General features: G+C 63.2%; 17 protein-coding genes. 14 read left to right on the top strand and 3 right to left on the bottom strand.

What is annotated here, in order from left to right:
• From VM94_RS04040 to VM94_RS28460, 4 genes are all read left to right on the top strand, one after another.
• Positions 1 to 879 (top strand): NAD(P)H-hydrate dehydratase, encoded by an 879-nt coding sequence (locus tag VM94_RS04040; protein WP_046682309.1) that lies wholly within the window; start codon positions 1 to 3, stop codon positions 877 to 879.
• Positions 880 to 991: 112 nt separating this feature from the next.
• The gene (locus VM94_RS04035) at positions 992 to 3,499 is read left to right on the top strand and encodes a TonB-dependent receptor plug domain-containing protein (RefSeq protein ID WP_052755502.1); all 2,508 of its coding nucleotides are present in this window, start codon (positions 992 to 994) and stop codon (positions 3,497 to 3,499) included.
• Positions 3,500 to 3,516: 17 nt separating this feature from the next.
• Entirely contained in the window at positions 3,517 to 4,440 is a 924-nt protein-coding gene (locus tag VM94_RS04030; protein ID WP_082127545.1) for an SAM hydrolase/SAM-dependent halogenase family protein, read from the top strand.
• 237 nt (positions 4,441 to 4,677) lie between these two features.
• Positions 4,678 to 5,100, top strand: coding sequence for a hypothetical protein (locus VM94_RS28460; protein ID WP_160309271.1), 423 nt, complete (start codon positions 4,678 to 4,680; stop codon positions 5,098 to 5,100).
• Between the two features lie 80 nt (positions 5,101 to 5,180).
• Here VM94_RS28460 and VM94_RS04025 read toward each other — a convergent pair whose 3' ends face one another.
• From VM94_RS04025 to VM94_RS04015, 3 genes are all read right to left on the bottom strand, one after another.
• Positions 5,181 to 8,402 carry an efflux RND transporter permease subunit gene (locus VM94_RS04025; RefSeq protein WP_046682308.1) on the bottom strand — a complete coding sequence of 1,074 codons (3,222 nt, stop codon included), beginning with the start codon at positions 8,400 to 8,402 and terminating at the stop codon, positions 5,181 to 5,183.
• A gap of 3 nt (positions 8,403 to 8,405) precedes the next feature.
• On the bottom strand, positions 8,406 to 9,578 hold the full coding sequence (locus tag VM94_RS04020) for an efflux RND transporter periplasmic adaptor subunit (protein ID WP_046682307.1): 1,173 nt from the start codon (positions 9,576 to 9,578) through the stop codon (positions 8,406 to 8,408).
• A 239-nt stretch (positions 9,579 to 9,817) separates the two neighbouring features.
• On the bottom strand, positions 9,818 to 10,243 hold the full coding sequence (locus VM94_RS04015) for a divergent PAP2 family protein (RefSeq protein WP_046682306.1): 426 nt from the start codon (positions 10,241 to 10,243) through the stop codon (positions 9,818 to 9,820).
• Positions 10,244 to 10,490: 247 nt separating this feature from the next.
• Between VM94_RS04015 and VM94_RS04010 the strand changes: the two genes are divergently transcribed.
• The 10 genes from VM94_RS04010 to VM94_RS03965 all read left to right on the top strand — a co-directional run bounded on the left by VM94_RS04010 (position 10,491) and on the right by VM94_RS03965 (position 19,831).
• Entirely contained in the window at positions 10,491 to 11,573 is a 1,083-nt protein-coding gene (locus VM94_RS04010; RefSeq protein WP_046682305.1) for a DUF475 domain-containing protein, read from the top strand.
• Between the two features lie 100 nt (positions 11,574 to 11,673).
• Positions 11,674 to 12,249 (top strand): TerD family protein, encoded by a 576-nt coding sequence (locus VM94_RS04005; RefSeq protein ID WP_046682304.1) that lies wholly within the window; start codon positions 11,674 to 11,676, stop codon positions 12,247 to 12,249.
• A gap of 64 nt (positions 12,250 to 12,313) precedes the next feature.
• Entirely contained in the window at positions 12,314 to 13,030 is a 717-nt protein-coding gene (locus tag VM94_RS04000; RefSeq protein ID WP_035826041.1) for a TIGR00266 family protein, read from the top strand.
• Between the two features lie 95 nt (positions 13,031 to 13,125).
• Positions 13,126 to 14,163: an ATP-grasp domain-containing protein gene (locus VM94_RS03995; RefSeq protein ID WP_046682303.1), complete on the top strand. Its 1,038-nt coding sequence runs from the start codon at positions 13,126 to 13,128 to the stop codon at positions 14,161 to 14,163.
• Positions 14,160 to 15,317, top strand: coding sequence for a phosphoribosyltransferase domain-containing protein (locus VM94_RS03990; protein WP_046682302.1), 1,158 nt, complete (start codon positions 14,160 to 14,162; stop codon positions 15,315 to 15,317). The genes VM94_RS03995 and VM94_RS03990 overlap by 4 nt, the downstream gene beginning before the upstream one ends.
• The gene (locus VM94_RS03985) at positions 15,295 to 16,047 is read left to right on the top strand and encodes an HAD family hydrolase (RefSeq protein WP_046682301.1); all 753 of its coding nucleotides are present in this window, start codon (positions 15,295 to 15,297) and stop codon (positions 16,045 to 16,047) included. Before VM94_RS03990 ends, VM94_RS03985 begins: the two co-directional genes overlap by 23 nt.
• A complete protein-coding gene (locus VM94_RS03980) occupies positions 16,044 to 17,150 on the top strand; it encodes a cysteine protease StiP family protein (RefSeq protein ID WP_046682300.1) in 1,107 nt (368 codons plus the stop codon). The genes VM94_RS03985 and VM94_RS03980 overlap by 4 nt, the downstream gene beginning before the upstream one ends.
• The gene (locus VM94_RS03975) at positions 17,143 to 18,129 is read left to right on the top strand and encodes an HpcH/HpaI aldolase/citrate lyase family protein (protein ID WP_046682299.1); all 987 of its coding nucleotides are present in this window, start codon (positions 17,143 to 17,145) and stop codon (positions 18,127 to 18,129) included. The genes VM94_RS03980 and VM94_RS03975 overlap by 8 nt, the downstream gene beginning before the upstream one ends.
• The gene (locus VM94_RS03970; protein WP_046682298.1) at positions 18,126 to 19,370 is read left to right on the top strand and encodes a TerD family protein; all 1,245 of its coding nucleotides are present in this window, start codon (positions 18,126 to 18,128) and stop codon (positions 19,368 to 19,370) included. The genes VM94_RS03975 and VM94_RS03970 overlap by 4 nt, the downstream gene beginning before the upstream one ends.
• An 86-nt stretch (positions 19,371 to 19,456) precedes the next feature.
• On the top strand, positions 19,457 to 19,831 hold the full coding sequence (locus tag VM94_RS03965) for a hypothetical protein (protein ID WP_046682297.1): 375 nt from the start codon (positions 19,457 to 19,459) through the stop codon (positions 19,829 to 19,831).
• The last annotated feature ends 184 nt before the right edge of the window (positions 19,832 to 20,015 follow it).

The raw sequence follows: 20,015 nt of genomic DNA, 5'->3' as shown, positions 1-20,015 counted from the left end.
ATGGACACCACCGACATCACCCCTACCCTGCTGCGCTCCTGGCCGTTGCCCATGCCGCAGCCCGATGGCGACAAGGAAGTGCGCGGCCATTTGCTGATCGTCGCCGGCTCGGCGGAAATGCCGGGCGCGATCCTGCTGGCAGCCACGGCTGCCCTGCGCGCGGGCGCGGGCAAGCTGACCCTGGCGACGGGCGCATCGGTGGCGGCGCAAGTGGCCATCGCCATGCCCGAGGCGCGGGTCATCGGCCTGGACGAAACGGCGCAAGGCGGCTTCCGCCACGAGGCGCAACACCAGTTGGCGCCGCTGGCGGGCAAGGTGGACGCCGTGCTCGTCGGGCCTGGCATGTGCGATACGCCGGCCACTTGCGAGCTGATGCGCCATTTGCTGCCCCTGTTTGCCGGCAGCCGGCTGATCCTGGACGCCTGCGCCATGCAGGTCGTGCGCAAGCCCCCGGACTTCCGCTTCGACCAGCCCGTGCTGCTGACACCGCACGCGGGCGAACTGGCCCAGTTGATGGGCCTGTCGAAGGACGCCGTGCTGGCCGACCCGCATGCCTGCGCCATGGACGCAGCGCGGCGCTGGAACGCCATCGTCGCCCTGAAAGGCGCGCTGACCGTCATCGCCATGCCCGACGGCACCTGCTGGACGCATGCGGGCGGCAATATCGGCCTGGCCATTTCCGGTTCCGGCGACACCCTGGCCGGCATCATCACGGGCCTGGCCGCGCGCGGCGCGCCGTTGCAGCAGGCGTGCGCCTGGGGCATCGCCCTGCATGCGCTGGCGGGCGAACAGCTGGCGCTGCGCTTCGGCATCCTCGGCTACCTGGCGCGCGAAATCCCGGCCGAGATTCCCGCCTTGCTGCGCAATCTGGCGGCATAAAAACAACAGCATAAGCATATCCAGAAAGAATCGTTAGCGCCGGCGGGCGCCTCCCTTAAGCTCATTGCAACTGTTTCCATACGAACACTAATCGAGCCCAAAGGACACCGCCTTGTATCCGCGCCATTCAACCGCCACGCCTTCTCTTCCCGCCACCCCGCTGCGCGCCATCGTGCTGGCCTGCGCCATGCTGGGCAACGCTCCCGCCTGGGCACAGGACGCGCAGATCACCACCGGCAACGCCACTGAAACGGCCAGCGCCAGCATCGACCAGGTCACCGTCGTCGGTTCGCGCGTGCGCAACCGCACGGTGTTCGACAGCAGCGTGCCCATCGACCGCTTCGGCGCGCGCGAAGTGAGCAATGCGCTGTCGACGGGCGACGTGGGCGCGGCCCTGCAAAACCTGTCGCCGTCGATCAACTTCCCCCGCATCGAGTCGAGCGGCGCGTCGGACTCCGTGCGCGGCATCCAGCTGCGGGGACTGGCGCCCGACCAGGTGCTGGTGCTGATCAACGGCAAGCGCCGCCACACGAGCGCCGTGCTCGATACGGAAAGCAGCTTTGCCGGCACCGTGCCGGTCGACATCAATGCGATTCCGCCCAATGCCATCGACCACATCGAAATCCTGCGCGACGGCGCCGGCGCCCAGTACGGCAGCGACGCCGTGGCGGGTGTCATCAACATCGTGCTGAAAAAAGCCCGCACGGGCGGCGCCGCGTCCATCAGCTACGGCGCCAACCACACGCATTTCGAGCCGACCGATCAAACCTTGACGGATGGCCAGACCGTCATCGTCAACGCCGACTATGGCGTGCCGCTAGGCGAGGCGGGATTCTTCCGCTTCGGCGCGGAAACGCGACGCCGCTCGCCCACGGAACGGGCCGGCCCCAGCGACGCGGGCTGGACGTCCTATAACTTCACGCCAGCCGACCAGGCGCTCGACGGCAAGGTCGTGTTCAAGTCGGGCGACTCGCGCCAACGCAACAACTATTTGTTCTACAACACCCAGCTCACCCTGGCCAACGGCCTCGACCTGTACTCGTTCGCTACCCTCAACGAACGCAAATCGGACGGCAGCGCCTACTTCCGCTATCCGGGCGACCCGTCGAACGTACCGGCTCTGTATCCGAACGGCTACCGCCCCGTCACCAACGGCGACAAGCGCGACCTCAGCATCGTGGCCGGCGTGCGCGGCAGTCTGGGCGAATGGAACTGGGACGCCAGCGCGCGTCACGGCAGCGACCGCTTTGACTACGGCGTGAGCCATTCCGTCAACGCCTCGCTGGGCGCGGCCAGCCCCACGCGTTTCGACTTGGCCGGCTTCGACTTCCGCCAGAACGCCTTGAACGCCGATGCCACGCGGACTATCGATATCGGCCTGCCCGCCCCCTTGAGCGTGGCAGTGGGCGCCGAATGGATGCGCGAAACCTACACCAGCTCGGCCGGCGACCCCGCTTCGTACGCGGCCGGCAGCTTCACGGACGCGCCACCGGGCGCGCAGGCGGGACCGGGCTTGCGTCCATCGGACGCCTACGACGGCAGCCGGCAAATCCGCTCCGTGTATGCGGACGTGGAAAGCGACCTCACGCCGCGCCTGCTGGTGGGCGCCGCCGCCCGCTATTCCCACTACAGCGACTTCGGCAGCGCCAGCACGGGCAAGCTGTCCACGCGCTATAAAGTGACGGATAATTTCCTTGTACGCGGCTCGCTGTCGAACAGCTTCCGCGCACCAGCCCTCGTGCAGACGGGTTTCCGCTTCGCCACACTGAACTTCAACGCCGATGGCACGGCCCTGCAAACGGCGGCCCTGCTGCCGGCCAGCGACCCGCTGGCGCGCAGCTTCGGCGCACAACAGCTGAAACCTGAAAAATCCACCAACGTGTCACTGGGCCTGGCCTGGAAACCGGCCTCCGCCACCAGCGTGACGGTGGACGCCTACGTGATCCGCATCCGCGACCGCATCACGCGCTCGAGCGACCTGCAAAGCGACGCCGTCACGGCCTACCTGGCCGCGAATGGCCGCAGCGACATTCAGTCCGTGGCCTACTTGGCCAATTTGCTCGACACCGCTACCCGCGGCCTGGACGTGGTGCTGAACCACGACCTGGCGTTCACGTCAGGCAAACTGAACCTCAACGCGGCGCTGAACCTGAACAAGACCAGCCTCGACAAGGTGCATCAAACTTCCGCTGCGCTGGCCAATATCGATCCGAGTCTGACCCTGCTGACGGAGACGAGTTTGTTCCGCATCAAACATGCGTCCCCCAACAGCAAATTGATACTCGGCGCCGACTGGCAGGCGGCCGGCTGGGGCGTCCAGGCACGCGCCACGCGCTTTGGCGAGCTGAAAGATTTTTCGTACGACAGCGATGCGCCGCTGATCGACGGCATCCCCGCACAGCGTTTCGGCGCCGTCTGGTCGCTGGACCTGGAAGGCCAGCTGAAACTGAGCAAGCAACTGACCTTGAGCGTGGGCGGCAACAACATCCTCGACCGCTATCCGCAGCGCGTGCGGGAAACGAATAACGCCACGTATGGCGGCGCCCTGCCCTACAATTTCATCAACCCCATCGGCGTCAATGGCGCGTACTTTTACGCCAAGCTGAACTACACCTTCTAAGGCCACGGAAAGACCCCATGATCATCAAGAAAATCTCCCACCTCGTCGCCGGCGCCTGCCTGAGCGCCCTCATGCTGTCCGCCGCCCAGGCTGCCGCACCGCTGGTGCTGATGACGGACTTCGGCACGGCCGATGGCGCCGTGTCCGCCATGCATGGCGTGGCCTATGGCGTCGATCCCCAGCTGACCATTTCGGACCTGACGCACCAGATTCCCGACTACGACATCTGGCTGGGCGCCTACCGTTTGTACCAGACGGCCAATTACTGGCCGCAAGGCACGGTCTTTGTGTCCGTCATCGACCCGGGCGTGGGGACCAACCGCAAGTCGGTGGTGCTGAAAACCAAGGGCGGACGCTATTTCGTGGGACCGGACAATGGCCTGTTTACCCTGATCTCCGAGCGCGACGGCGTAGCCGAACTGCGCGAAATCGATGAAAAGGTCAACCGCCTGGCCGGCTCCGCCGAGTCGTACACTTTCCATGGCCGCGACGTGTACGCGTATGTCGGCGCGCGCCTGGCGTCGGGCGCCATCAGCTATGAACAGGTGGGCCCGCAATTACCAAGCGAATCCGTGGTGAAAATCGCGTATCAGAAACCTGTACGCGACGGCAATACCATCCGCGGCATCGTGCCCGTGCTGGACGTGAAATACGGCAATGTGTGGACGAACATCCCGAAATCGCTGCTCGATGAATTGCAGGTGAAACTGCACGATCCGCTGCAAGTGCGCATCCTGCACAAGGGCAAGCAAGTGGCCAAGGTCACGGCCCCGTTCGAGCACACGTTTGGCGGCGTGGCCAAGGGCAAACCCCTCGTCTACCTGAACAGCCTGCTCGACGTGGCCGTCGCCATCAGCCAGGGCGACTTTGCCGCCAAACACCACGTCGAATCGGGCGTGGATTGGGAAGTGGAAGTGAGCAAGGCTTCATCGTCGAAATAAGCATGGCCCACGGCCAGGGCACACAGTCCTGGCCGTTTCAAAGTTGTCTACTACAGGTTTGCGCTACGTCAAACCAAGCGCTTTCCGCCCCCCGTCAGCACCGATCATTTGTAACTGCGGCGAACCTGCGCCCGCCCACCCACTCTAAATTTTGCAAGTGATGCCAGCCTTGCCTCAGATACACAATCTGGCAAAGCACGCGTTTCCTCGACAGCCTTCCACCGAAAAGGAACAATCATGACGGCTCCACTCCTGACCACCAGCAAGCTCGTCCTCGGTAGCGCCATCCTCTGTGCGCTGCTGGGCGGATGTAACAAGCGCACCGATACCGACACTGGCACCGGTGCCACCACCTCGCCGAACACCACGAACCCGGCAACCACGCCCGGCACCAGTGGCACCAGCGGGACCAGCGGCACATCGGTCGCCACGACGCCGGACACCACCACGCCAGGCATGACGCCGGGCACCACCAACCCCGATGGCACGACGACGCCGCCAACCACGCCACCGAACGGCACCACGCCGGGCACGGGCACGGGAACCGGTACAGGAACTGGCACGGGGACAGGAACGGGTACCAGAGGGACGGGGACGGGGACGGGCACTGGAGGTACCGGAGGTACCGGCACGGGCACGACGCCGCCGCGCAGCAGTTAAGCCCAGGCCCAAAAAAAAGAGCCTTCCGAGGAAGGCTCTTGCAATACCACGGCGCAGCATAAGCTGGCCTTGGCCCGGTATTACTTTTGCAGGCTGACCGACGCCGCTTTCGGCGTGCGGCGTCCCATCAGGAACAGCACGGCCTTCTTCAGCATGCGGTAGACGAAGCGCACCATCAGCAGGGTCAGCACGCACTCGAGCAAGGTCAATATCATGGCAAAAGCCACGGGCATGCGCGCGGCGCGGCGGTGGAACTTGGCAACGGCACCATCGCGCGCGATCTCGATGCTGTCATAGAAGGTTGGTACCACCAGCAGGGTCAGAATCGTCGAGGTGATGGTGCCGCCGATGATGGCGATCGCCAATGGACGGTAGAACTCGCCACCCTCGCCCAGGCCCAGCGCCACGGGGAACATGCCGGCGATCAGCGCGAACGTCGTCATCAGGATCGGACGCAGACGCATGCGGCCCGCATACATCAGCGCGTCTTCGCGGCCATGGCCCTCTTCCTCGCGCTTGCGCGCCGCGTCCAGCAACAGGATGGCGTTCTTGGCGACCAGCCCCATCAGCATGATGATGCCGATAAAACTCATCAGGTTGAGCGTATTGTTCGTGATCACCAGCGCCACCACCACGCCGATCAGACTGAGCGGCAAGGACATCATCACGGCCACCGGCGCCGTGAATGAACCAAACTGCATCACCAGGATCAAATACATCAGGCCGATACCCATCACCAGCGCGATCAGCATTTCCGTGAACAGCTCTTGCTGATCCTGACCGGCGCCGCCCAGCGCCAGGCCGTAGCCGGGCGGGAAGTCGATGGAGTTGGCCAGTTTCATGGCGTCGCTCGTCACTTCGCCATTCGAGCGGCCTTGCGCATTGGCCGACACGGTGATCGTACGCTTGCCATTCTTGTGCTCGATACCGGACGGGCCCTTGCCCATGGTAATGGTGGCGATCTGGTCGAGCGGCACCATTTGCGACGTGCCCGTCACGCTGATCGGCAGACGCTCGATGTTTTCCGACGCCACGCGGTCGTCGGGATGCAGGCGCACGGCCACGTCCCGCGTCTCGCCCGTCGGATCGACCCAGTCGCCCACTTCCACGCCGGCAAAGGCCACGCGCAACGATTGCGCCGCGTCGTTGACGGAAATGCCCATCGAGTTGGCCAGGCCACGGTTGAGCTCAATCTGCAGCTCGTTCTTCGGGTCCTGCTCGGACAGGCCCACGTCGACGGCGCCAGGAATGGCGCGCAGCTTGTCCATGTAGGCGTTGGTAATTTCCATCAGTTTGCGCGAATCCGGGCCCGTGAATTCCACCTGGATCGGCTTTTGCGAACCGTTGCTCAAGTCATCCTGCACCACGTATTCGGCGCCCACCAGGCGCGACATCTTCTCGCGCAGCTCGACCGCGATTTCCTTGGCCGAACGCTTGCGGGTGTTGCGCTTGCCGATGTCGACATACACACGTCCTCCGCCCGCATTGATGGAGCTGTTGGTATCCTTGGTTTCAGGCAAGGTACGGGCCAGGACGGCCGCCGCTTCCAGTTTCAAACGCGAATACTCGATGCTGCTCGACGATGGCGTGCGCACATTGATCATCAGGTTGCCCGAATCGGATGCAGGCAGGAAACTCGTGCCGCCATGCGTAGCGTGCAGAACGATGGCGCCCACCAGGCTGCCGAAGGCAATGACGGCCATCCAGCGGCGGTGATGCAAGGCCCAGGCGATCACGCGGCCATAGCGGTCGGCCTGGTGGTCGAACCAGTGGTTGAATCTTTCCAGCACGCGGCCGATGCCTTTTTTCGGCGCCGAGTGTTCCTCGACCGGGTCGCCCCAGTAGGCCGACAGCATGGGGTCGAGCGTAAACGAGATGCCCAGGCTGACGAGCACCGAGCACGTCACCGTCAAGGCAAACGGACGGAACCATTCGCCGGAGATTCCCGGCATGAAGGCCACGGGAATGAAGACGGCGATGATGGAGAAGGTCGTGGCAGCCACGGCCATGCCGATCTCGGCCGTGCCTTCCAGCGCGGCCGTGCGACGGTCCTTGCCCATCTGCATGTGGCGCACGATGTTTTCACGCACGACGATGGCGTCATCGATCAGCACGCCAATGGCCAGCGACAGGCCCAGCAGGGTCATGAAGTTCAGGGTAAAGCCGCACAGCCACACGGCAATAAAGGCGGCAATGACGGACGTGGGCAGGCTCAGCGCCGTGATCAGGGTCGAACGCCACGAGTTCAAAAAGGCGTAGACGACGAAGATCGTCAGCACGGCGCCCAGCACCAGCGATTCGATCACATTGTTCAGGCTATGCTGGGCGTTTTCGCCGCCGTCGCGCGTCACCTGCAACAAAGTGCCCTTCGGCAAGGTCTTGTTGATTTCCGCCACCATGTCGCGGATTTTGTTGGCCACGCTGACGGTGGAAGCGTCGCGCACGCGGGTGATGGAAATGCCCACGTTGGGCTTGCCGCTGCGCATGCTCAGGCTGTTGACTTCCGCAAAGCCATCCTCGATGGTGGCCACTTGCGCCAGGCGCACGATTTCCTCGCCGCGGCGCTTGATCACCACTTTCTCGAAGTCGCTCGGCGACTCGATGCGTCCCACGAGGCGGATGCTTTTCTCGTCCAGGGTGCCGCGCACCTTGCCCACGGGGGCGTTCGTGTTCTGGTTGCGCAAGGCGGTCACGACGTCGCTGACGGACACATTGTATTCACGCAATTTTTCCGCCCGCAGCAGTACGGACAGTTCACGCTTGAGCGAACCGCCCACGTTGACCAGCGCCACGCCATCGACGGTGCGGAAGCGGTCCGACAGCACGTCTTCGGCCAGGCGCGAAATTTCCGCATGGCTTTGTGAATTCGACGACAGCGCCAGTTGCATGATGGGCTCGGCGGCCGGGTCGATGCGCTGCAAGATGGGCTCGCGCATTTCCGTCGGCAACTTGTAGCGCACGGCGGCAATCGCATTGCGGATATTGTCGGACGCTTCGATCAAATTGGTATTGAAGGAAAACTTCAGGAAGATGCTGGCCGAACCTTCATTCGAATCGCTGTTGACTTCGGTCACGCCGGAAATGCTTTGCAGCGACTTTTCCAGGCGGTTCACCACTTCGCGCTCGACCGTGTCAGGCGAGGCGCCAGGGTAAGGAATGCTGACGACGATGAAAGGCACTTCGACGTCCGGATTCTGGTTGACGCGCAGTTTCTTGAGCGCCAGCAAGCCGACGCACATCATCGCCAGGATCAGCACGATGGTGGCGGTGGGCCGCTTGATACTGAAATCGGAAAGGAACATGGCTTAGTTTCCTTTACCGGCAACGGCGGCGCTGCTGCTGGCCACGGCGGCGGCGGGCACGGCCTTGGCTGCCGTCAGCTCCACTTTCTGCCCATCCTTGAAGGTCGAACCGGGCGTGCGCAGCACGGTGTCGCCGCTGGCCAGGCCGCTTTGCACTTCCCACTGGCCCGTGCGCACGTCGCGCGCGCCGATGCGCAAGTTGACTTTATGCAAGGCCTTGTCCTTGACTTTCCACGTGTACGTGACGTCGCCCGCCTTCACCAGGGCGGAATCGGGGATCATCAGCGCGCTGACGGTTTCCGTCTCGATGCGCCCTTCCGCGTACAGGCCCGCCACGCGCGGCTGTTCCTTGTCGTTGAAATCGACCAGCACAGCCACCTGGCGCGTAACGGCGTTGGCGGCAGGGTCGACTCGGCGCACCTTGCCCGCGAAATCCTGGCCCGGGTAACCATTGATACGGAACAGCACGGGCTGGCCCACCTTGACGACGCCGATCTTGTCGGCCGACACCAGGCCTTCGAGGCGCATGCTGGTCGGATCGATGACCTTGATCAATTCCTTGCCGATTTGCGCCGTATCGCCATTCGATACCTTGCGCTCGCTCACGATGCCGTCGAACGGCGCGCGCACGAGGGTGCGCTGCAGCTGCTGGCGGGCCTGGGCGGCGCGGCTTTTCGCGGCGGACAGATCGCTTTGCGCATTGTTGCGGCGGATTTCCGCGTCTTCCAGCGCCTGCGTCGACGTCATGCCCGAAGCGCGCAGGGTTTTCATGCGCTGGAACATGCGTTCGGACTGTTCCAGCACCTGGCTCGAAGCGCGGCTGGCTTCCTCGGCCGAATTGAGACTGTCGCGGATGGCCGTCTCGTCCAAGCGCACGAGTACGTCGCCCCGTTTGACGATTTCACCGTTTTCCTTCAGCACCTGGATCACCACGGCCGACACTTCGGCGCGCAAGTCCGCATTGCGCTCGGGCTGCACGGAACCGGTGATGACAGGGCCCGACGCCAGCGCATTGCTCTGGATGGTCAGCAGGTCTTCCGGGGACACGAGCAGATTGACGGCCGCGCCCGCCTGTTCCTTGCCATCCTTGCTGCCCTTGCCGGGATCTTTGGACTCTTTGCCACAGGCGGCCAAGGCAGAAGCGATTGCCAGAACAAACAGGGTTTTGCGCAACATGGGTATTTCTCCGGATAGATAGCGCCACGACCGTCCCGGCGGCCCGGATAGGGCTGCAGGCGATGGCAGGCATTTATTTTTATTAAAACCACAAGCGCCAAAGTATCCATGAGCGCATCCGGGCATGTCAATCGGCCGTTTCCTGTAATGCTTTATTCAATGGATGAAACGTAGTTTTTACGCCCTGAAACGCAAAACCCCGCCATGAAGCGGGGTTTTGCATTGCAGGGGAAAGATGCTTAGCGGGCAAACACGGTGTTGATCAGGAAACCGATCGCCACGCCCGTGCACAGGCCGCCGGCGATTTCCACCAGGGTATGGCCCATGCGCTCGCGCAAGGTCTTGTGCGCGGCGCTGGCCGCTTCCCCTGCCAGGCGGTTGATCGCGGCCGCCTGCTTGCCCACGTGCTGGCGCAGGCTGTTGGCGTCGATGATGACGATGAAGGCCAACGTCACGGCCACGCCGAAGGCGGGATGGCCGATGCCTTCGCGCAAGGCGATCAGGGTTGCCATGCTGGACACGACGGCACTATGGTTGCTGGGAAAGCCGCCATTGCCGACCAGGCCGAACGCCCATTGCCGCGTGCGGGCACTGTTGATCAGGAATTTGATCGGTCCGACCAGGATCCAGGCGATCAGGGGCGTGACGAGGTAAGCGATATCCACGGAGTATTCCTTCTTATATATATGTAGGGAGTGTGTCTGGGGCTGCGGCAGCCAGACAGGCGCGCCGCAATTATCGCAGATCATCCGCGCCAGCAGAACTGTCCTTCGCCAGGCCATAAAAACGCCGCCGCTGGCGGCGATCATATAAAATCATGGCATATACAACAATTGACGTATATCAACACTGAGTGCGGCGCGCACAGCGGCGCGGATAATCAAACGTCTTCATACTTGCAACGGGGTCCTCATGCGGCATTTCAGAATTTCCTTTTTAGTCACTTTTATCCTGATGGCGGTGTCGGGCTGGTGGGGTTACAGCCATGGCGGCATGGCCGGCATGATCCAGGCGCTGTGGATCACGGGCGTGCTGGGCATCATGGAAGTGTCGTTGTCATTCGACAATGCCGTGGTCAACGCCTCGGTCTTGCGCCACTGGAATGAATTCTGGCAAAAACTGTTTTTGACGGTCGGTATCCTCGTGGCCGTCTTCGGCATGCGGCTGCTGTTCCCGCTCGTCATCGTATCGGTGGCCACGGGCCTGGGCCTGGTCGACGTGTGGACCATGGCCACCACGACGCCCGATGTGTATGCCAAGCACCTGACGGACAACCATGCGCAAGTGGCGGCCTTCGGCGGCGCCTTTTTGCTGCTGGTGTTCCTGAACTTCCTGTTCGACGACGAAAAGGAATTGCACTGGCTGGGCTGGGCCGAGGAAAAAGTCAACGCGCTGGGCACCGAAAGCCTGGCCGTGCTGATCACCATGGGCGCCGTGGCGGCCTGCGTGGCGATGGGTCCCGTGGAAGAGAAGTACAGCGTGCTCGCGTCGGGCATCGTCGGCATCGCCGTCTACATCGGCGTGAACTGGATCAGCGGCTTGCTGGAAGAAGGCGAACCGGACTTGCAGGATGATGCGGAAGAAGGCGCCGCGCCAGCCAGAAACGGCAATGGCGACCTGGTAAAAACGGTGGCGCGCGGCAGCATCGGCGGCTTCCTGTACCTGGAAGTGCTGGACGCTTCGTTCAGCTTTGACGGCGTGATCGGCGCCTTTGCCATCACCAACGACGTCGTCATCATCATGCTGGGCCTGGCCATCGGCGCCATGTTCGTGCGCTCGATGACGGTCTTCCTCGTGCACAAGGGCACCCTGGACGAATTCGTCTACCTCGAGCACGGCGCCCATTATGCGATCGGCATCCTCGCATTGATCATGCTGGCGTCCGTCAAGTACCATATTCCGGAGTGGTTCACGGGCCTGTCGGGCGTGGCCTTCATCCTGGTCTCGCTGTGGTCATCGCTGCGTTATCGCAAACGGCACGCGGCAGAAGCTTGAAATCGGGGGTTGCGTCCCCAATTGAGAGAGTAATGGCACGAGCGCCTGGCGCTCATCCCATGAAGGCATGTTTGAGTTTAATTACTAAAAGGAGCACCACATGGCAATCAGTTTGCAAAAAGGCGGCAACGTCAACCTGAGCAAGGAAGCACCGAACCTGAAGAAGATCATCGTCGGCCTCGGCTGGGATCCTCGTTCGACGGACGGCGCCACCTTCGACCTTGACGGTAGTGCTTTCCTCCTGAAAAGCGACGGCAAAGTCCGTGGCGACTCTGACTTCATCTTCTACAACAACCTGAAGTCGACCGACGGTTCCGTCGTCCACACGGGCGACAACACCACGGGCGAAGGCGAAGGCGACGATGAGCGCATCGAAATCGACCTGACGCGCGTGCCGGCCGACATCGACCGCATCAGCATCACCGTCACTATTCACGACGCCGACGCGCGCCGCCAGAACTTCGGCATGGTCTCGAAAGCCTTCATCCGCTGCCTGAACGCGGAAGGCGAAAAAGAAATCGCCCGCTACGACCTGTCCGAAGACAGCTCGACGGAAACGGCGATGATCTTTGGCGAAATCTACCGCTACAACGGCGAATGGAAGTTCAAGGCCATCGGCCAGGGCTTCAACGGCGGCCTGGGCCCATTGGCCCGTTCGTTCGGCGTCAACGCTTGATTTTTTCATGAGCTAAACGCAGCCGCCTGAATATCATCAGGCGGCTTTTTTTTGGAGATTTATCATGCCAGTATTTAGTGTCACGGGCGACGTCGATCCATTTCTGCACGTCAGCATGAAGCAGGGCGAAACCATCTATTGCGAATCCGATGCGATGGTGATGATGGAGACGGCGCTGGACTTGAAGGGCAAGATGACGGGCGGCCTGGGCAGCGCCATCATGCGCCGCTTCGCGAACGGCGAATCGTTCTTCCAGCAGCATATCGAAGCGGTGCGCGGCAGCGGCGACTGCCTGCTCTCGCCCACCCTGCCGGGTGCCATCGAAGTGGTCGACGTTGGCGCGCGCCAGTACCTGCTCAACGACGGCGCCTTTGTCGCCGCCACTTCGGGCACGGAAATGAAGGTGCGCACGCAAAGCATCGGCAACGCCTTGTTCGCGCAGTCGGGCGGCTTCTTCGTCATGGAGACGGCCGGCACGGGGCAAGTGGTGGTGTCGGGCTTCGGCTCCATGTTCCAGCTCGACGTCGAGCCGGGCAAGGACGTCGTGATCGACAATTCCCACGTCGTCTGCTGGGACAACAGCCTGAAATACGAGATTTCCGTGACCACGGGCGGTGGCGCCAGCGGCGGCGGCATCGGCGGTTTCCTCGGCAATATCGTCAATAGCGTCACCAGCGGCGAAGGCATCGTGCTGCGCTTTTCCGGCTCCGGCAAGGTGTTCATCTGCTCGCGCAACCGCGACGCGTTCCTGAAGTGGACGGCGTCGGGCAAAGCCGGCTGATCGCCTCCCTCTAAGGCCAGGTTAAGTCTTTCTGGCTACACTCCCCGCGCGCGCACCTGCGCGCGGCTTCCCCTATTTCCACCCGGTCCCCGTACATGCAAAGAGTCTGGTTCAACAAAACATTTTCCTCGGTCGGCACGGCCATGCGTTTGATCCGCGAGGCCGACATGGCCGCGACGAACGGCGCGCCCCGCTATCACATCGTGTGCAGCAATACGAACGCGCACGCTGCCGCTTTTTTGGCTGCTCACGAATACGCGGTCGAACCGTCGGGCCTGACGGGTCTCAATTATGTCGAGTGGTGCCTGGAATTTTGCCGCGAGCGGGGCATCACGATTTTCTGGCCGGGCAAGGAAGCGGGCCTGATCGGCAGCGCCAGCGCGCGCTTCGCCGCCATCGGCACGCGCGTGCTCAGCGTGGCCAGCGAAGACACCTTGACCCTGATGCACGACAAGGCGCGCTTCTGCGCCGGCCTCGATCTGCCCATGGCGCGCCCGGCCGACTACCGCGCCGTGACCACCATCGCCGAATACGACGCCGCCTACGCCGAACTGCGCCCGCTGCACCGCAAACTGTGCATCAAGCCGTCCGAATCCGTGTATGCCCTGGGCTTTGCCATTCTCGATGAAGAGCGCACCAGCGCCCAGTTGCTGCTGGCCGGCGCCGCCTACCAGATCAATGCGCAGGAGTTGCGCAACGGCCTGGCGCAGATGGCATCGTTCAAGACCCTGCTGCTGATGGAATACCTCGACGGCCACGAATACAGCGCCGACTGCGTGGCAGACCAGGGCACGCTCATTTGCGCCGTGCCGCGCAAGAAGCTGCACGGGGGCGGCAGCGGCCAGCTGATCGAACTGCGCGACGACTTGCTGGCGGCCTGCGAAAAACTGGCGCGCGACTACCGCTTGAACGGCGTCTTCAATATCCAGTTCCGCGAAGGCGCCAATGGCCTGGCGCTGCTCGAGATCAACCCCCGCATGTCGGGCGGCATCGGCATGGCCTGCGCGGCCGGCCCGAACCTGCCCTACCTGGCCCTGGCCGGTTTCGACCAAGGCTTTGACAAGCTCGCCGTGCCCGCCATCCGCGAAGGCATGCGCGTGGGCGAAGCCGCCTACGCCGTGGAGCTGCCATGAACGTCGTCAGGCAGCAGATGCCCACGGGCGAGCTGACCTTGAAAGTGGACGAGGCGCGCTTTCCGCTGGACTGGCTGATCGGCTTTGCCGCGCGCGCCAACGCCAAGCGGGGCTTCCTGTTCCTTTCAAAAGTGCTGGGCAAGCACTGGCCCGTCACGCCGCGCGCCATGCAAACCATCCACGACGACCTGGCCGCGCAGATCCCTCCCAGCCTGCCCGGTCCCGTGGTCTTCATCGCCATGGCGGAAACGGCCGTCGGTCTGGGCCAGGGCGTGTTCGAAGCGTGGCTGCGCGCCAATCCGAATGGCAAGGCCCTGTTTTTGCACAGCTCGCGCTACCGCGTGGGCAGCGTGCCCTTCTTCGAATTCGAGGAATCGCACAGCCACGCGCCGCGCCAGTTCCTGCACTTGTCGGATGCGGCCAGCGCGCTGTTTTCCAAGGCCCGCAGCCTGGTGCTGATCGACGATGAAGCGTCGACGGGCAACACCTTTGCCAACCTGGTGCAAGTGTGCCGCGCGCGCTATCCGCAGTTGGAAAAGCTGCACCTGGGCGTGATCACCAACTTCATGGGCCAGGCCGCCAACGCGGGCTTGAGCGAGCGTTTCGGCCTGCCCACCAGCATCGGCGCGGCACTCTCCGGACAGTATGCATTCCAGGCCGGCGATGCGCCGGCTCCCGTGGCGGCCAGCGCGCAGCGCTTCGAGGCGAATGCGGAACGGGGCGCCAGCCCTGCGTTTGGCCGTATCGGCGTAGGCCGCGCCCTGACGCCGCCGCAAGGCCTGGCCGTGCAGCTGGCGCAGGAAATCGGCGCCGGCGACTCCGTGCTGGTGCTGGGCACGGGCGAATTCATGCACCCGTCGTTCCTGCTGGCGCGCGAACTCGAAGCGCTGGGCAAGAACGTCGTGGTGCAGTCGACCACGCGCTCGCCGATCCTGTCGTGGGGCTCCGTCGGCCATATCGTCCACTGCGACGACAACTACGGCGAAGGCATCGCCAATTACCTGTACAACGTGGCGCCAGGCCAGTACCAGCACGTTTTCATCTGCCATGAAACCCCGGCCAGCCCGGCCCTCATGCAACTCGCCGGCCAGTTGAACGGCCGCCTGTTCCACTTTCAGTCAGAGACCAAAATTGAAGAAATTCCTGTTTGTTGATCTGGACGACACACTGTTCCAGACCCCGAAAAAATGCCCGGGCGAGACCGACCTGCAAGCGGCCGCCTATTTGAAAAATGGCGACGCCTGTTCGTTTACGACGGCGCGCCAGCGCGCCTTCTTTGAATTCGCGCAAAGCGGCATGACCCTGATACCCGCCACGGCCAGGAATGGCGACGCCTTCCGCCGCGTCGACCTGCCGTTTACCAGCTACAGCGTGCTCGATTACGGCGGCATCGTGCTGCAGCCGGGCGGCGCGCTCGATGCGGGCTGGCTGGCCCTGATGCAGAACGACATGCAGACAGCCTTGCCCGGCCTGCGGGACGCCATGCGCATCATCGACGATTTCCAGGCCAAGGCGGGCATGCCTTCGCGCGCGCGCCTGATCGAAGACTACAACACGCCGTTCTACATCGTCGTCAAGGACCATGAAGCGCGCGGCGAACGCCTGGCCGACATCGAAGAGCAAGTGCTGCAGCAATGGATCGCGAGCGAAGGTTCCGATTACTTCATCCACCGCAACGGCAACAACCTGGCCGTGCTGCCGAAGACCTTGAACAAGGCCCGCGCCGTGGCCTATCTGCGCGCGGAACTGGAAGCCGAGCATGGCCCCATCGTCAGCTTCGGCATGGGCGACAGCCGTTCGGACGCGCGCTTCATGGCCGCCTGCGACTACGCCATCATCCCCAACGGCACCCAGCTGGCGGCACTCACGGTGGCGGCGCTATGACCGAAGGCACGCAGCATTTCAGCGGCAGTTACCGCCAGGAAGACGTGGAGTTCCTGCTCACGCCGATGGCGCTGGAACCCATCCTCGACCTGGCCGAAAAAGAGCGCTTGATCCAGTCGGGCCAGCGCCACTACAGCGAAATGCTGTCGCCAGAGTCCTTGCCTTCGCCCGCCTACCTGGCCCTGTTCCAGAGCGCGTTTGCGGCCAACCGCCTGCAGATGGCGCGCGACTGCCTGCGCCTGGCGGCCCTGATCGCGGCGCGGCGCACGGGTTCCATCACGCTGGTGTCGCTGGCGCGCGCCGGCACGCCCGTGGGCGTTATCCTCGGGCACTTGCTGCGCCAGGTGTTCCAGCGCGAATGCTGCCATTATTCCGTCTCCATCATCCGCGACCGCGGCATCGACGCGAACGCCCTGCAGCACATCCTGGCGCAAGGCCATGCGGCCGACTCCCTCGTCTTCGTCGACGGCTGGACGGGCAAGGGCGTGATTTCGCGCGAACTGCGCCAGACCGTCAACGACTTCAATGCGGCGCATGGCACGGCGATCGACGGCGGCCTGTTCGTGCTGTCCGACCTGGCCGGCACGGCCGCCTGCGCCGCCTCGTCCGGCGACTACCTGATCCCGTCGAGCATTCTGAACGCCACGGTCTCGGGGCTGGTCAGCCGCTCCGTGCTCAATGAAGCCATCGGCCCGGACGACTTCCATGGCTGCGTGTACTACGCGCAGTTCGAGCAGCACGACCAGTCGCGCGCTTTCGCCGACGGCCTGGTGGCCGACGCCGTGGCCATTGCCGCCAGCAGCGGCATCCCGCTGGCCGAAGCGAGCGATGCGCCTGCGATGGCGGCCCGTTCGCAAGCCTACATGGCCGCCGCGCAGCAGGCATACGGCATCAGCGACATCAACCTGATCAAGCCAGGCATCGGCGAAGCGACGCGCGTGCTGCTGCGCCGCGTGCCCGAGCGCCTGATCGTGCGCGACACGAATGCGCCGGACGTGGCACATTTGCTGCTTCTGGCGCAGGAAAAAGCCATACCCGTCACAGTAGAACCAGCGCTGCCTTACCAGGCGGTCGCCCTTATCAGGAGCGCAGTCGATGGATAACAACTCCCTACACCCACAAAGCGAGCATAAAGCGGCACTGGGCGCCTCCATGTATGTGCCGACCACGCACAAGGACTTGCTGGCGATCGCCAATGGCGACAAATTCAGCCATTTGCGCTCGGTCATCCTTTGCACCGAAGACGCCATCGCGGAACGCGACCTCAGTTACGCGCTGTTCAATCTGTCGCTGGCGCTGCAAAACATGTGCGACGAATCGGATACCTTGCGCTTCGTGCGCGTGCGCAATCTCGACGTGCTGGCGCGCGTGCTGGCCATGCCCGGTGCCGACAAATTGAGCGGCTTCGTGCTACCGAAATCCACGCGCAGCAATTTCAACGCCTATTTCGAGCTGGTGCGCCACACGCATCATCTGCTGATGCCGACCCTGGAAACGGCGGAAGTGTTCGACGACGAGGAAATGAAGCAGTTCCGCATCATCCTGTCCGCGCCGGAAGTGCGGCGCCGCATCCTGGCCCTGCGCATCGGCGGCAACGACCTGCTGGCCCTGCTGGGACTGCGCCGCCCCACCAGCGGCACCATCTACCAGACGCCGCTGGGCCAGGTCATCGGCCGCCTGGTCACCATCTTCAAGCCGCACGGCTTCCAGCTGACGGCGCCCGTCTTCGAGCACCTGTCGCAGGGCAGCTGGCTGGACGCCGAAGTGGCGCAGGACATGGCGCACGGCATGATCGCCAAGACGGCCATCCACCCGGACCAGGTGCCGCAGATCGAGCGCCACTACCAGGTGGCGCAGTCGGACATCGAACTGGCGCTGCGCATCATCGACCCGGACAGCCCAGCCGTGTTCCGCATGCAGGAATCGATGTGCGAAGTGGCGACCCATTCCAGCTGGGCGCTGCGCATCATCGAGCAGGCGCGCCTGTTCGGCATCCGCCATGCGGCCGACAACGCCGCCGCGCACCACGCAAATACCTCATTGATTCAACTCTCAAGCGACGAAGGGATTGCACGACCATGACCAATTTCACACGCGGACAAAAAGGCAAACTGGCGGACCTGGGCTTGAACGGCCCGTTTGCCGTCACGCTCGATATCGTTTCGGGTTCGATGGAAGTGGACGTCAGCTGCTTCGGCGTCGATGCGGCAGGCAAGCTGTCGGACGACCGCTACATGGTGTTCTTCAACCAGAAAAGCGCACCGGACAACGCCATCACGGTGGACTTGAACGGCCCCCGCTCGACCTTCCAGGTCGACCTTGCCCGCCTGCCCGCCTCGATCGACAAGCTGGTGTTTACTGCGGCGACGGAACAGGGCAGCATGCGCGCGCTGGGCAACTCCAGCATGGCGCTGGGTCAGGCTGCCACGTTCGCCTTCACGGGCAATGACTTCCAGGACGAGAAAGCCGTCATCATCGGCGAACTGTATCGCCGCGACGGGAGCTGGCGCTTCGGCGCCGTGGGCCAAGGTTTCGCCGGTGGCCTGTCGGCCCTGCTGAAGCACTTCGGCGGCAGCGAGGCGGGGACATCCTCCCCGGCGCCAGCACCGGCTTCCGTGCCAACGCCAGCGGCCCCGCCTGCGGCGAATAAAATCTCGCTGTCGAAAATCCGCCTGGAAAAACGCGGCGACAAGATCTCGCTCGACAAGCGCGACAGCGGCGGCTATGGCCGCATCCGCGTCAACCTGAACTGGAACCAGAACGCGTCGCAAGGCCAGGCGCCCGCATCGAAACTGGACACGGGCTTCCTCGGCAAACTGTTCAACAAGCCGGCCGGCCGTTCGGGCGGCGTCGACCTCGATATCGGCTGCCTGTTTGAAATGAGCAACGGCAGCAAAAGCGCCGTGCAGGCGCTGGGCAACAGCTGGGGCGCCTACGACCGTCCGCCGTACATTCACCTGGAAGGCGACGACCGCACGGGCAGCATCAGCAGCGGCGAAAACATCTTCATCAACGGCACCCATTTCGACCAGATCAAGCGCGTGCTCGTGTACGCCTTCATCTATGAAGGCGTGCCGAACTGGGCCGCCACGGATGGCGTCGTGACGATCGAGATTCCCGGCCAGCCGACGGTGGAAGTACGCCTCGACAGCGACAGCCAGCACGCCATGTGCGCCATCGCCATGCTGGAAAACCACGGCGGCAACCTGCAGGTGACAAAATTGGTGGAATACTTCGGCGGCCAAGGTAAAATCACGGCGCACCAGGCCATGGACGAAAGATATAACTTTGGCTTGAACTGGAAAGCCGGACGGAAAGACTGAGTGTACGTACACCACTAGCGGAAGGCTGGGGTCAGACCCGCCGGGTCTGACCCCGGGTTTTCTTCAATTTAACGATAAAAGTCAACATGACCCCTACGACCAAAAAAGTCACCTTCGCCTTTGCCATCTTCCTCGTGGCCGGCTTCCTGCTGCTGGCCGCCTACACGTGGATGGCCCTCAGCTTCTCGTACTCGGAAGGCGAACGGGCGGGCTACCTGCAAAAGTTCTCCAAGCGGGGCTGGATCTGCAAGACATGGGAGGGTGAATTGCTGCTGACGGCGCTGCCGGGCACCATCCCGGAAAAATTCCAGTTCAGCGTGCGCGATGAGGAGGTGGCGAAGCAGTTGACGGCCGCCGCCGGCAAGCGCATCCTCGTCACCTACAGCCAGCACAAGGGCGTACCCACGCAATGCTTCGGCGAGACGGAATATTTTGCCGATAAGGTCGTATTGAGCCAGTAATACCGCAAGTCCACCAACTTCTGCAGCATCGCGCCGGCCAGCCCTTCCAGGCCGGCGCCTCCCTTCCGCCTCATCATTGGCGCGCCTCACACATTCTCACTTTCTTATACACTTGTGACAAGTTCTGGCCAATACAGTCCATAAATGTAGCCAATGTGCAAGATTCTTGCGCAATCGCATGATG

Source organism: Janthinobacterium sp. KBS0711 (genome assembly GCF_000988085.1).
Lineage (GTDB): Bacteria > Pseudomonadota > Gammaproteobacteria > Burkholderiales > Burkholderiaceae_D > Janthinobacterium > Janthinobacterium lividum_E.
This window is presented reverse-complemented; position numbering and strand designations above follow the sequence as displayed.